The sequence below is a fragment of the Pseudomonas sp. MF7453 genome, from assembly GCF_016405455.1.
GTDB lineage: Bacteria > Pseudomonadota > Gammaproteobacteria > Pseudomonadales > Pseudomonadaceae > Aquipseudomonas > Aquipseudomonas paralactis.
On record NZ_JAEKCN010000002.1, the window covers coordinates 473800 to 487701 of the forward strand.

Here is a 13902-nt window from a genome sequence, read left to right on the forward strand (position 1 = left end):
CCCTCGTCAACAAGGTTCTCGTGCAGAGTATAGACAGTCTGTCGAGGCTCATTTGGAAGCCAGTACCTCCAACCCCAGGAATAGCCGCTGATCAAGCGGTGGCTTGATCTCGGCTTTCTCCAGATTGACCACGGCGCGGTTGTCGGCACGCGCCTGTTCAATCAGTTCCCGGCGCGTATATCGCTGCTCACTCGGGGTTTTAAGGTGGCCGAAGTCAGGTTGGGAGGGCGGTTGATCGACGGATGAGTAATGGAAATGGGCGTACCACAAAACATTGTCCTTACCCTTTATACCCGCCCTGATTTTGCTTTTATCGCGTACTGCATACTCGGTGAGAAAGTCACCGGCCTTCAACGGCACGCGGCTCTTCACCAGGTTGATATCGACAAAACCGTGTTTCCACAAGTAATTGACGTGGGAGGCTTTTGGGCGTTGTAACTTGTACCCTTCGCTGCAATGCTCACGGGCCTGTTGCGTTGCCTCGGCCGCCAGGCTGCGGTATTGGTCGATCAACGCGCGAGCGCCGGGATCGTTGGCGTGATCGCGCTGGAGTTCTTCGGCAAGGGTTGTGAACTTCGCTGCGTGCTGGGTCAGTATCACATCCCACTCAAGGGGGTCGAGACTTTCCAGTCGGCCCGGGTCGCGTAGCTTTCGTTGTTGGAAGGCGATGCTGCTGTCAATGCCGGCGCGCTCGTCCCTGACGGTTTGCGCCTGTGCTTCTATGGTCTTCAGCGAACGCTTGATTGCCGTCGGCGCGGGTGCTGAGGGCCCGACCTCTTCAACCACGTTCCATACACCTTCGCCGGGGTGTTCAAGGTAGGTGGCGAGGGTTTTCCCGGTGAGCGGGTCCTTGATATCGACGAAGTTGCCCGGTGTGTCACGCTGGGCAGGGCGCACTTCACCCACCAGCGTCCTGCGGTCACGGGTCTTGATCACTCTTCGGTTCGGTGCTTTCTGCCGTGTGATGCGCTCGGGCGTCGGCAGTGGCGCGAAGCCTTCTTCCACCAGAATCAAATTGGCCAACTGCGCTTCAAGGCTGGTGCGGGCGTAAGCCAGGTAGTCCATAAAGGGTTGGCGATGCTCCTCGCGAATGAAGCCGGAATTCATTTCAGCCAGTGACGTGACAGCGTTTTCCAATTGCTCATATCGCTCCAGAACGTCCTTGAGGACGTCGACCTGCTCTCGGGCCGAGTAGCCGGTGGTGGTGAGCATTTCCGTATGCGCCATCAAGCTGGTTGCCGTTCGCGTGTCGGTCAGATCGCGCACGAATGGAAATTCCGTTGGGTTGCGCGAGTCATTCATGCGATTAAACACCAAGTCCATGAACACCAGCAGGGCGTGCTGTTTGATCGCGACCGAGCGGATGTTTTGATCAGAGGGCTTGCCTTGCAAGAGTATCTGGCGCAGGGCCGGGTCTGCCTCTTTGAGTAACGTCTCGATCTTTTCAGCGGGCTCGACCATTTCCGTAAGCGCGGCAAGCTGGCGTTTTTTGGTGATGATGTAGTCGTCGTAGGCGCCGCTGATGTTTTGCGGCAGCTCCCGTGATGCGCGGGCGCTGAGTTCAGCGTCGGTTTCGCCACGATCGGTTTCCAGGGCGTCTGCCATTTTTTGCGACACCGATTCGTAGATGCCTGCCCAGAAGTCAAAGTTGCTTTTGCTTGCCCTGTTTCGTTCCCTTACATAAGTGGGGTCAGTCCTGTCGACAGCCATCAGTTCGCTGGCCTTGGCTTCGATTTTTTGCATCAGCGCCATTACCACACGGCCGTACTGCTGAAAGTTATCGAGGGCGATATTCCACTGCGTCCTGGCTTGGGCCGCCGCGACACGCCGCTTCTCATGACGGATAAGAACTTCTGCGTGCAACTTCGGTATGTTCGCGGAACTGCCCAGCAATAACCAATCCTTGCGCAGGCTTTTGCTTTGTTCAACAAGCTGGGCACGGGCGGCGTTCAGAGTGCTTTGTAGCGAAAGCGAAGTGGGTATCAGCGAGAATATTTCGGCATTCAGTGCTTGCAGTTCGGCCTTTAATACACCCAGTTTTTCGGCACGTTCCCTCTGCCATTTACTCAAGCGTTCCCGGGGCATTCCGCCCTCCAGCCTGGCGTGAGTGTCCAGGCGCCAGTGCCCCTGGTGGTCGCTTATCAGCTTGAAACCGGGGTGTTGAGGATATTGCGGGTGTACCAGATAGACCTCGTTGAATCCCGGCACCACATTGACCTGGAACAGCAACCCACCGAGGCTGGCGTGCCAGGTGCCATCTATGCGGTAAAGGCCTTTGAGCGGGCCGCTGGCTTGCGCAGCCGGCAAGGGGTCAGGCCACGGCACATTGATGTCCAGCATCGCCCTCAGTCGTTCGCTTGCGTGTGGGCTTGCCAGCGAGCGAACGAAATCCAGGGCGGTGTGGCCTGATGCCGGGGGTTCTCCCGGCAATGACACTGCGCCATGGCGTATCACTGGCGCATCCTGTGGTGGCGGCAGGCCTGGTGCACGGCGCCAGGTTTCAAGGCGCAATGCGCCGTCGGTTGCACTCGGTGGCGACAACGGTTTGGCAGAAGGCGATGCGCCATGCAGCAACACCATCGCGGTATTGAGCAGCAGATCAATCAGCGCCAACTCGCGGGTGGTGGGATCGCTGCTGTCCAGGCCAGCCAAGTCCTGCTCCAGGCTGGCAACCAGCACCAGGAACCAGCCGGCCAACATGGCTGGGCCCTGTACCAAGGGCAGCAGCAATGTATTGAACAACAGCCAGGCACCCTCCATCACAATGGCCCATCGGCTTTCGGCGTTGGAGATCGACTCGCGGTCCGCCAGGTCGACCAGTGCCCGTGCGGTGCTGCCAAACAGATGGTTGGGCAGTTGGCCGTTGAGCTGGGACTGGAGCCATTCACCGGCGCCGTCATCGACGGCCAGGGTCGCGGGCGCTGGTTTCTCGGGTCGGTTGAACTCGTCGCCAGGCAAGAAACGGATGATGTGCGGCTCTTTGATGCCGCCGTGTGCATAGATGGGGCGCGCCTTGTCCGACAGCCAGGTCAGCACGCTGTCCTGCAACGCACCTGGTTCGGCGATGGCCTCCAGCAGCGCCTGGCGCGTGGGGTATTCGTTGAGGGACTCGGCGTACAGCGGTCGGTACAGCAAGTGTGGCCCGATCTGGGAGTCGCGAGGCTCGATGATAAACATATTATTTACTTCGTCCGGCGTGGCCCCGGCTTTGCGGCACAACGCCAGGGGGCGCAGGACGATTTCCTGATCGTTGACGAGTCTGAGCGAAGGCGTTTCTCCCATGAGTGCCTTGACATACTGGTAACCCGTCACGGTCATGCCATGCTGCTGGCGGACCTTGAATTCCAGTGCCTGCATCGGCAGATGAGCCTTCAGTTCGCGAGTAAACAGCAACTCGCGGCGACGTGCCTCGACGGTATCGGACAGCAGCAGCTCTTTGAGGGCCTTGGGGTAGGTGGTGCCGATATCGACGCGCTGGATCAGGCCGTTGCTGCCCATCAGATAGTCTTCATTCAACCAGCCAGGCAGTGGCGTGGCTGTTGTCGAAGATAGCTTCAACGTACCTTTGGGCTTGCCGGCCAGATTCTTCAGAGCCAGCTCCGTCAGTGACATGCGCACGTGTTCGATGATTCCGGCGCCGCCCGGATAACCCGCCGCTACCGCGAAGTCCAACAGCACCGCGTCAGGGTCGAAATCACCGTGATCGGCTTGCATTTGCTTGCGCAATGCGACGCGGCTGAATGTGTGGATGTTTTCAATGCCCTCGTTGAACGATCGCCCCTGGTTTTTCTGCAGCACTTGCGCCATATCCTGCAAGTGGCGGTGATAGGCGAAACGATCCGCGGGCTCGGCTTGCTTGAGCCATTGCGGCAGTTGCTGGCTCACAGTGCCAAGGCGCTGGGTGTCGGGCACCTTGATGTCGGTAAAAAAAACCGCCGGATCGGTGAGAGTATCCAGGCGTTGATCGAGTTTTTTTTCGTCTTGCCCCTGGAACGATAGGATTGCCAGGTCTTCGAGTTGTTGGTTGAGGATCAGCCCGGCCTGTTGTTCAAACACGTTGGCGGCAGTTTCGTTGCGTTGCCAGGCAAGGCTGTCGAACTGAAACTCGCGTTGCATCCTGCTCCCCCAGGCCTGGCTGAACGCCTCCAGCGAATCAAACGCCTGGACTGCGCCGGCTACGCTGTAGAGCAACACCTGTTTATCGCGTACCAGTAACAGGTCCGGGGTCAATACCCGCACCGTCTTGCCGACGCTGGTGAGTGTGCTCTCGATGAAATATACGTAGGTGGCGGGCGAGGAGCGGGGCAGGCGCTCACGTTGCGCCGGCCAGGCGGCAACTACCGCTAGCATGTCGCGCTGCATGTCGCTTAGCTGTGACTGGCTGGCCGCAGTGGCAATCATCTGACCATTGAGGAACTCTGCAAGCCACTGCCAGCGGCTGTTGCCATGGTTGTCGACCTGGCTCCAGTAGTCGGCCAGATCGTGCTGCATGTACAAGTAGAGGGACGCGGGAAATTCGTCAAGAATCTGGGCGACCACCTGCATGTCGAGCGGCTGGCCATCCCCGGTCTTGAGCACGGCGGGGGGCTGTGTCGTGAGGAAGTACGGACGCTCGCGTACGGCGCGCAGGTCAAGTAACTGTGGGTTCAGTACATGGGCGACAGCCACCTCCATGAGTGCGGGGTAGGTGTATTCGCCATTGGGCTGAGGGCTGGCCAGTTTGACCGCAAGCCAGTCGAGGTTCAGCGACGGGTATTGCTCCAGCATACGGCTGCGCAATGCCTCGAAGACGACAGAATACAGCGCCGGCCGCGTAGCGAAGTGCTCATGCACTGCCTGGGCGGGCAGTTGGCGAAAGGCTGAGTTTAGCGAGGGAGTATTGGGTTCGGTCATGACGACATGCGTTTCCTGTGTAAAACCGGTTGTGCTGAGCTGCCGGTTCAGCGGACCGAGAATCGGTCCGACACAGGAAATCGCATTGAGTCATCGTAGGTGCGGTAAACGGTTACCGCAGCCAGTAGCAGCGTTACCTCAGTTGTCGTAGCCCAGGTTCGGTGCCAGCCAGCGCTCCGTCACGCTCAGGTCCTGGCCTTTGCGTGCCGTGTAGCTGGCGACCTGATCCTTGTCGACCTTGCCCACGGCGAAGTACTGCGCCTGTGGGTGGGCAAAATACCAGCCGCTGACCGCTGCCGCCGGGAACATCGCGTAGTGCTCGGTGAGAAACACGCCGCTGCGACCGGCGTGCATTTCCTGGGCTTGGGGGTCGAGCAGTTGGAACAGCTGGGCTTTTTCGGTGTGATCCGGGCACGCCGGGTAGCCGGGGGCAGGGCGGATGCCGCTGTATTGCTCCTTGATCAGCGCCTCGTTGTCCAGTTGCTCGTCCTTGGCGTAGCCCCAGTGTTCTTTACGCACTTGCTGGTGCAGCCATTCGGCGCAGGCTTCGGCCAGGCGGTCGGCGAGGGCCTTGACCATGATCGAGTTGTAGTCATCGCCCGCGTCCTGGTAAGCCTTGGCCACTTCCTCGGCACCGATGCCGGCGGTGGTGATGAAGCCACCGATATAGTCGGTCACGCCGCTGTCCTTTGGCGCCACGAAGTCGGCCAGAGAGAAGTTCGGCTTGCCGTCGGTCTTGATGATTTGCTGGCGCAAGTGATGCAGTTTGGCGATGGGCTGGCCGTCGTCACCATAGACTTCCAGGTCGTCATCCTGCACCTGGTTGGTCGGCCAGAAACCGAACACTGCACGGGCGCTGATGAGTTTCTCGTCGATCAACTTTTTGAGCATTTCCCGGGCATCGGCGTACAGCGCGGTGGCCGCTTCGCCGACCACTTCATCGGTGAGAATACGCGGGAATTTGCCGGCCAGGTCCCAGGAGATAAAGAACGGCGTCCAGTCGATGTACTCGGCCAGCACCTTGAGGTCGATATTGTCCAGCACCCTGGCGCCGGTGAAGGTCGGCACCACCGGGGTGTAGCTGCTCCAGTCGAACTGCGGCTTCTTGGCGATGGCCGCCGCGTAGCTCAGGCGCTCGGTGCGGGCGCTGCGGTTGGAGGTGCGCTCACGTACGTCGATGTATTCCAGGCGGGTCTTCTCGACGAAGCCGGCCTTCAGCTCCTTGGACAGCAACTGCGTGGCCACGCCCACCGCGCGGGAGGCGTCGGTCACGTAGATCACTGCGTCGTTGCTGTACTTGGGCTCAATTTTCACCGCCGTGTGCGCCTTGGACGTGGTGGCGCCACCGATCATCAGCGGCAGGTGGAAATCCTGGCGCTGCATCTCGCGAGCCACATGCACCATTTCATCCAGGGACGGTGTGATCAGACCGGACAGGCCAATGATGTCGCATTTCTGCTCCTTGGCTACCTGCAAGATCTTCTCCGCTGGCACCATCACGCCCAGGTCGACGATGTCATAGCCGTTGCAACCGAGCACCACGCCGACAATGTTCTTGCCGATGTCATGCACGTCGCCCTTGACCGTGGCCATGAGGATCTTGCCCTTGGCTTCGGGCTTGTCGCCTTTTTCCAGCTCGATGAACGGAATCAAGTGGGCCACGGCCTGCTTCATCACGCGGGCGGATTTCACCACCTGGGGCAGGAACATCTTGCCGGCGCCGAACAGGTCGCCAACGATGTTCATGCCGGACATCAACGGGCCTTCGATCACTTCGATCGGGCGCGCGAACGACAGGCGCGACTCTTCGGTGTCTTCGACGATGTGCGTGGTGATGCCCTTGACCAGCGCGTGTTCAAGACGCTTGTTGACGTCCCAGCCGCGCCACTCTTCGGTCTCGGCTTCCTTGACGCTACCGTCGCCCTTGTACTTGTCGGCAATGGCGAGCAGGGCGTCGGTGCCCTCCGGCGTGCGGTTGAGCACTACGTCTTCCACCGCATCGCGCAGCTCGGCCGGGATCTGGTCGTAGATCTCCAGTTGGCCGGCGTTGACGATCCCCATGGTCAGGCCCGCGCGGATCGCATACAGCAGGAACACCGAGTGGATCGCCTCGCGCACCGGGTTGTTGCCGCGGAACGAGAACGACACGTTGGACACGCCACCGGAGGTCAGCGCGTAGGGCAGTTCATCCCGGATATAGGCACAGGCATTAATGAAGTCGACGGCGTAGTTGTTGTGTTCTTCGATGCCGGTGGCGACCGCGAAGATGTTCGGGTCGAAGATGATGTCTTCCGGCGGGAAGCCCACTTCATTGACCAGAATGTCGTAGGAGCGCTTGCAGATCTCTTTCTTGCGCGCTTCGGTGTCGGCCTGGCCGGCTTCGTCAAAGGCCATCACCACCACTGCCGCGCCGTAGCGCTTGCACAGCTTGGCGTGGTGAATGAACTGCTCTACGCCTTCCTTCATGCTGATGGAGTTGACGATGCCCTTGCCCTGGATGCACTTGAGGCCCGCTTCGATCACCTCCCACTTGGAGGAGTCGATCATGATCGGTACGCGGGAGATGTCCGGCTCGCCGGCGATCAGATTGAGGAAGGTCACCATGGCCTTCTTCGAATCCAACATGCCTTCGTCCATGTTGATGTCGATCACCTGGGCGCCGGCTTCCACCTGCTGCAGGGCGACTTCGAGGGCTTCGGTGTAGTTGTCTTCGCGGATCAGGCGGGCGAACTTGGCCGAGCCGGTGATGTTGGTACGTTCGCCGACGTTGACGAACAACGAACTGCGGTCGATGGTGAACGGCTCCAGGCCCGACAGGCGGCAGGCCTTGGGAATGTCCGGGATCGAGCGCGGCGCGTAACCGGCCACGGCCTTGGCGATGGCTTCGATATGCCCAGGCGTGGTGCCGCAGCAACCGCCGACGATGTTCAGGAAGCCGCTCTGGGCGAACTCTTCGATGACCTTGGCGGTTTCTGACGGCAGTTCATCGTACTCGCCGAACTCATTGGGCAGGCCAGCGTTGGGGTGCGCCGACACATGGGTGTTGGCCTTGTTCGACAACTCCTCCAGGTAGGGGCGCAGCTCGCTGGCGCCCAGGGCGCAGTTCAAACCGACCGAGATCGGCTTGGCGTGGGCCACGGAGTTCCAGAACGCCTCGGTGGTCTGGCCCGAGAGAGTACGGCCGGAGGCGTCGGTGATGGTGCCGGAGATCATGATCGGCAGTTCCACGCCCAGTTTCTCGAACACCCCTTGCACGGCGAAGATCGCGGCCTTTGCGTTGAGGGTGTCGAAGATGGTTTCGATCAGGATCAGGTCGGCGCCGCCTTCGATCAGGCCCTTGGTGGCTTCGGTGTAGTTTTCCACCAGCTCATCGAAGGTCACGTTGCGGTAGCCGGGGTTGTTCACGTCCGGCGACAGCGAGCAGGTACGGCTGGTCGGGCCCAGTACACCGGCGACAAAACGCGGCTTGGCCGGGTTCTCGTGGGTTTTGGCGTCGGCCACCTTGCGCGCCAGGCGTGCGCCTTCCACGTTCAGTTCATAGGCCAGTTCTTCCATGCCGTAGTCGGCCATGGAGATACGCGTGGCGTTGAAGGTGTTGGTTTCAAGGATGTCGGCGCCAGCGTCCAGGTAGGCTTTTTCAATGCCACCGATCACGTCGGGACGGGTCAGCACCAGCAGGTCGTTGTTACCCTTGACGTCGCTCGGCCAATCGGCGAAGCGTTTGCCACGGTAGTCCTGCTCCTCAAGCTTATAGCTCTGGATCATCGTGCCCATGCCACCATCAAGGATCAGGATGCGTTCCTTGAGGGCTTGGTGAAGGGCTTGCAGGCGAGCGCTACGATCGGGCATGGGACTACTCTGGTCAGGCATTACGGAGGGCGTGAATCATAGCAAACCTGCGGGCTTTTGGAGCATGTTGAGCTTTTGCATGAATATCGCTCATGTTGCCGGGGTGCATGGCCCGGTAGAATCACGCCACTTCAAACACCGCACGCCTTGAATCGGGACCGGATACATGTCACTTCGTTTAATCGTCAGCGCCGTCCTGGCCTTGATAGCCAGCAGCGCTCAGGCGGAAGGTCCCGCTTCGGCGATTTCCTATACCCGCGATATCCAACCGATCTTCACCGAGAAATGCGTGGCCTGCCACGCCTGCTACGACTCCGCCTGCCAGCTCAACCTGGGCAGTGCCGAGGGCGCCGTGCGCGGTGCAAGCAAAATGCCGGTGTATGACGGCGAGCGCAGCCAGGCCACGCCAACCACCCGCTTGTTTTATGACGCCTTCGGTAAGCAGGCGTGGCAGCAGAAGGGCTTCTATTCGGTGCTGGACGCCCAGGGCAGCCAGGCTGCGCTGATGGCGCGCATGCTGGAGCTGGGGCACAACGCACCGTTAGCGCCCAATGCCAAGCTGCCCGACAACATTGTGCTGGGGCTCAACCGCGACAATATGTGCGCAACGCCCGGTGAGTTCAATGCCTATGCCGGCGCTCACCCCAAGGAAGGCATGCCGCTGGCGGTCACCGGCTTGACCGATCAGCAGTACCAGACTTTGCAACGCTGGCTGGCCTCCGGCGCGCCGATTGACGAGCAGGGCCTGGCGCCAAGCGCCAGGGAAGCGTTGCAAGTGCAACAGTGGGAAAACCTGTTCAACCAGCCGGGCGCCCGGGAAAGCCTGGTGGCGCGCTGGCTGTTCGAGCATTTGTTTCTGGCGCATATCTATTTCGAGAACGGCGAGCCGGGGCATTACTTCCAGTGGGTGCGTTCGCGTACGCCCAGTGGCCAGCCGATTGACCTGATCGCCACCCGTCGCCCCAACGACGACCCCGGCACCCAGGTGTACTACCGCCTGTGGCCGGTGCAGGGTGTGATCGTGCATAAGACCCACATCACTTACCCCTTCAGCGCGGCGAAGATGGCGCGGATCAAGGCGTTGTTCTACGCCGGCGACTGGCAAGTCACGGCCTTGCCAGGCTACGGCCCTGGCAGCCGCGCCAACCCGTTTGCGACATTCGAAGCCATCCCGGCCAAAGCGCGTTACCAATTCATGCTCGATAACGCTGAATACTTCGTGCGTACCTTCATTCGCGGGCCGGTGTGCCGTGGGCAGATCGCTACGGACGTGATCCGCGATAACTTCTGGACGCTGTTCCAGGACCCCAACCACGATCTGTACATCACCGATGCGCGTTATCGTGGCCAGGCCACGCCGTTGCTGGCCATGCCTGGGCAGAATGACGACGTGGGCAGTGTGCTGAGCCTGTGGCTGGCCTATCGCGACAAGCGCAACCAGTACGAAGCCTTGCGCCGTGACAACTATGCAGACCTGCCGGCGCCGAGTTGGTCGACATTGTGGGCGGGTAATGACAACGCCTTGTTGAGCATTTTCCGCCATTTCGACAGCGCCTCGGTGACCAAGGGCCTGATTGGCGAGGTCCCGCAGACGATGTGGCTGTTCGACTACCCACTGCTGGAGCGCACCTATTATCAGTTGGCGGTGAATTTCGATGTGTTTGGCAACGTCTCGCATCAGGCCCAGACCCGCCTGTATTTCGACCTGATCCGTAACGGCGCCGAGCAGAACTTCCTGCGCCTGATGCCTGCCGACACCCGCGAAGACTTCATGGACGACTGGTACCAGAACAGCGGCAAGCTCAAGCTGTGGCTGGACTATGAAGCGATTGACGATGACAAGGCCAGTGGTTTGCACCTGAGCGAGAAAGACCCCAAGCGTGACTTCGCCAACCAGTTGCTGACCCGCTACGGCCATTTGAACGCCAGCCCCGACCCGATCAACCGCTGCAGCGGCGCGTTCTGCTCCCGCGACGGCATTGACCCGGCCTTGCAGGATGCCGAACAAGCGCTGAGCCGCCTGACCTCACGGCCGGCGGCAGGGCTCAAGGTGATCGAGCAATTGCCCGAAGCCACGATGCTGCGCATCGAGACCGCCAGCGGCAAGCGCGAGGTCTACAGCCTGCTGCGCAACCGTGCCCACAGTAACGTCGCGTTCCTGCTGGGCGAGGCGTATCGCTATCAGCCGGGCCTGGACACCTTGACCATCTACCCGGGTGTGCTCAGCAGCTACCCGAACTTCATGTTCAATATCCCGGCCCGGGAAGTACCTGCCTTTGTCGCACAGATGGAGCAGGCCAGGGACGCGCAAAGCTTCGAGAAAATCGTTGATCACTGGGGCGTGCGGCGCAGCCATCCGTTGTTCTGGCAGTATTTCCACGACTTGTCGCGGTACATCCACGAAACCACACCGGTGGAAGAGGGCGTATTGGACATGAACCGCTATGAGAACCTATAACTGCTGGTATTGATCCGGTCACCCCACCACGCGGGCGCTGAAGCAGTCGGATATCTATCGATAAACCGGGAAAAGGTACTCCGACGATGTTGATTTCAGTGCAGGCGCTACGCGCCCTGGCGGCGTGGATGGTGGTGGGTGTTCATTTCATGCAGTTGTTCTTCGACTTTGAGGCACATAACGTGTTGGAGTATCTGCTGGCCGATAAAGGCGGTATCGGGGTGGATATATTCTTTGTCATCAGTGGCTTTGTGATCTTTCTTGCGACTGCGGACAAAGCCCTGACCCCTTGGCGTTTCATGCTTATGCGCGTGGCAAGGATCGTCCCGGCCTATTGGTTCTATACCCTGTTGATGATTGTTCTGGTTGCCACCGTGCCCTCGGTGTTTCCCCAAGAGCATCTTGATCCGAGTTATGTGCTGATGTCGCTGCTGTTCATCGCAGCTCCAAGCGAGCCGGGTGTAGAGGTCTACCCACTGCTGGGTGTTGGGTGGACCCTGAATTTCGAGATGGTGTTCTATGCGCTGTTTGCAGTCGCGCTGTTGGTTCGCGAATCCTGTCGGTTGTGGGTCGCGGCCACTTTGCTGTATCTGATGTGCTATATCGGCCCCGCCCTGGGCTTGGCCAGTGGGTTCTATAGCAATGGCATTGTGCTGGAGTTTCTGATGGGCATTATGATCGGCATGATGTATCGACGGGGTAGGTGCCAGGCCAAGCCGTGGCTGCCGGTGCTGGGTATCGTCGTTGCGTTAACGGCGATTTATCATGGCGCCGATATACCGCGTGCGCTGGAATGGGGAGTGCCCAGTGCGGTACTGGTCATCAGTTGTGTAGCGTTGGAGCCCTGGTTTCAAGGCTCCCGCTTTTTGAAGTTGCTCGGGGATTGTTCCTATTCGGTGTACTTGATCCACGTGCCGGTGCTCGCCGTTGGGTATTTTGTTGCCCAGCGAATGGGTGTCGACCCTTACACGATGCTGCTGATGTGCATCGTGGTGATAGCTTTGGGCGCTTATGCAAGCTATCGATGGCTGGAGAAGGCAACCTATCGCGCGCTAAAGCGTTGGCTGGGCGTTGATGATTCGGTAATTATTTCCCGACAAAAATACTAGGACTTTGTACCTCTGTAATGATTTGGCGTAAACTGCGGGCAAGCCTGTGAGGAGTTTCCATGACTGCCATAACCATTACCGACGCCGCCCACGATTACCTGGCTGACCTGCTGTCCAAGCAGAACACCCCGGGTATTGGCATCCGCGTCTTTATCACCCAGCCCGGCACCCAGTACGCAGAGACCTGCATCGCGTATTGCAAGCCCGGCGAAGAGAAGCCTGAAGACACCGCCCTGGGGCTCAAAAGCTTCACCGCGTACATTGATGCCTTCAGCGAAGCCTTTCTTGACGACGCCGTGGTCGACTACGCCACCGACCGCATGGGCGGCCAGTTGACCATCAAAGCGCCCAACGCCAAGGTGCCGAACGTCAACGCCGACAGCCCGGTCAACGAGCGCATCAACTACTACCTGCAAACCGAGATCAACCCGGGGTTGGCCAGCCACGGCGGCCAGGTGAGTTTGATCGACGTGGTGGATGACGGGATCGCCGTGCTGAAATTCGGCGGCGGCTGCCAGGGCTGCGGCCAGGCGGACGTGACCCTGCGCGAAGGCATCGAGCGGACTTTGCTTGAGCGTATTCCTGAGCTTAAGGGCGTACGTGACGTGACCGACCACACGCAGAAAGAAAATGCCTACTACTGAGTAAGGTGTTCACTGCGAGCATAAAAAACGGCGCCCGTGAGCGCCGTTTTTTTATGCGCTCTCTGTAGGAGCGAGCTTGCTCGCGAAAAGCGTCAACGATAACGCGTGTTTCCTGAATAAACGCGGCGCCTATGGGGTTTTCGCGAGCAAGCTCGCTCCTACAGGGATTAGGGCAAGCCACCCCACATAATCAGGGTCTGTAAAGGTGGGCATGCCCGGCCCGATACAGCGACGACTCGCCGAAACTGTCACTGGCCAGCACTCGGCCCACCACAATCAGTGCCGTGCGCCGGAACCCCTTGGCTGCGACCTTGGCGGCAATATCTGTCAGGGTGCCGACAACCCAATCCTGATCCGGCCAGGTCGCTCGGTGCACCACGGCAATTGGGCAATCGGCGCCATAGTGCGGCAGCAGTTCGGCGACGATCTTTTCCAGGTGATTGACCCCCAAGTGGATCGCCATGGTCGTACCATGGCGGGCCAGGCTGTCGAAGCTCTCACCGGGGGGCATGTTGGTCTTGTCGGCGTATCGGGTCAGGATCACGCTCTGGGCGATGTCCGGCAGAGTCAGCTCGGTTTCCAGCAACGCGGCGCAGGCCGCTACTGCCGTAACGCCGGGAATGACCTGGAAAGGAATACCCATTTCCCGCAAGTGGCGGATCTGCTCGCCAATCGCGCCATACAGGCTCGGGTCGCCCGAGTGCACGCGCGCCACATCCTGGCCTTGGGCATGGGCGGTCTTGATCAGGTCCATGATCTGTTCAAGATGCAGCTCGGCGCTGTTGACCACCTGCTGCGCCTGATGACCCTCCAGCACCGCGGCGGGCACTAACGAGCCGGCATAGATGATCACCGGGCAACTGCGGATCAGCCGCTGGCCCTTGACGGTGATCAGTTCCGGATCGCCGGGGCCTGCGCCGATGAAGTAGACGGTCATGGAGAGTTCCTG

Annotated in this window: 6 protein-coding genes; 3 read left to right on the plus strand and 3 right to left on the minus strand. The window is 60.0% G+C overall.

Annotated elements, in window-relative coordinates; genetic code table 11:
• Window positions 1-48: 48 nt before the first annotated feature.
• A complete protein-coding gene (locus tag JFT63_RS04105; RefSeq protein WP_198843528.1) occupies window positions 49-4893 on the minus strand; it encodes a hypothetical protein in 4845 nt (1614 codons plus the stop codon).
• Between the two features lie 138 nt (window positions 4894-5031).
• Window positions 5032-8742 (minus strand): methionine synthase, encoded by a 3711-nt coding sequence (gene metH, locus JFT63_RS04100; RefSeq protein WP_198843527.1) that lies wholly within the window; start codon window positions 8740-8742, stop codon window positions 5032-5034.
• Between the two features lie 166 nt (window positions 8743-8908).
• Here metH and JFT63_RS04095 point away from each other — a divergent pair, with 166 nt between their 5' ends.
• The 3 genes from JFT63_RS04095 to nfuA all read left to right on the plus strand — a co-directional run bounded on the left by JFT63_RS04095 (window position 8909) and on the right by nfuA (window position 12953).
• Window positions 8909-11200, plus strand: a complete 2292-nt coding sequence (locus tag JFT63_RS04095) for a fatty acid cis/trans isomerase (protein WP_198843526.1) — start codon at window positions 8909-8911, stop codon at window positions 11198-11200.
• A gap of 86 nt (window positions 11201-11286) precedes the next feature.
• Window positions 11287-12309: an acyltransferase family protein gene (locus tag JFT63_RS04090; protein ID WP_198843525.1), complete on the plus strand. Its 1023-nt coding sequence runs from the start codon at window positions 11287-11289 to the stop codon at window positions 12307-12309.
• Between the two features lie 59 nt (window positions 12310-12368).
• Window positions 12369-12953 (plus strand): Fe-S biogenesis protein NfuA, encoded by a 585-nt coding sequence (nfuA, locus tag JFT63_RS04085; RefSeq protein WP_003190728.1) that lies wholly within the window; start codon window positions 12369-12371, stop codon window positions 12951-12953.
• Between the two features lie 190 nt (window positions 12954-13143).
• Here the strand turns inward: nfuA and cobM are convergent, their stop codons facing one another.
• Window positions 13144-13890 (minus strand): precorrin-4 C(11)-methyltransferase, encoded by a 747-nt coding sequence (cobM, locus tag JFT63_RS04080; RefSeq protein WP_198843524.1) that lies wholly within the window; start codon window positions 13888-13890, stop codon window positions 13144-13146.
• Window positions 13891-13902: the final 12 nt, after the last annotated feature.

Bases quoted from the DNA above. Each gene is read 5' to 3' on its own strand.
- metH (WP_198843527.1), bottom strand. From the start codon at position 8,742: ATGCCCGATCGTAGCGCTCGCCTGCAAGCCCTTCACCAAGCCCTCAAG.
- nfuA (WP_003190728.1), top strand. From the start codon at position 12,369: ATGACTGCCATAACCATTACCGACGCCGCCCACGATTACCTGGCTGAC.
- JFT63_RS04095 (WP_198843526.1), top strand. From the start codon at position 8,909: ATGTCACTTCGTTTAATCGTCAGCGCCGTCCTGGCCTTGATAGCCAGC.
- JFT63_RS04090 (WP_198843525.1), top strand. From the start codon at position 11,287: ATGTTGATTTCAGTGCAGGCGCTACGCGCCCTGGCGGCGTGGATGGTG.
- cobM (WP_198843524.1), bottom strand. From the start codon at position 13,890: ATGACCGTCTACTTCATCGGCGCAGGCCCCGGCGATCCGGAACTGATC.
- JFT63_RS04105 (WP_198843528.1), bottom strand. From the start codon at position 4,893: ATGACCGAACCCAATACTCCCTCGCTAAACTCAGCCTTTCGCCAACTG.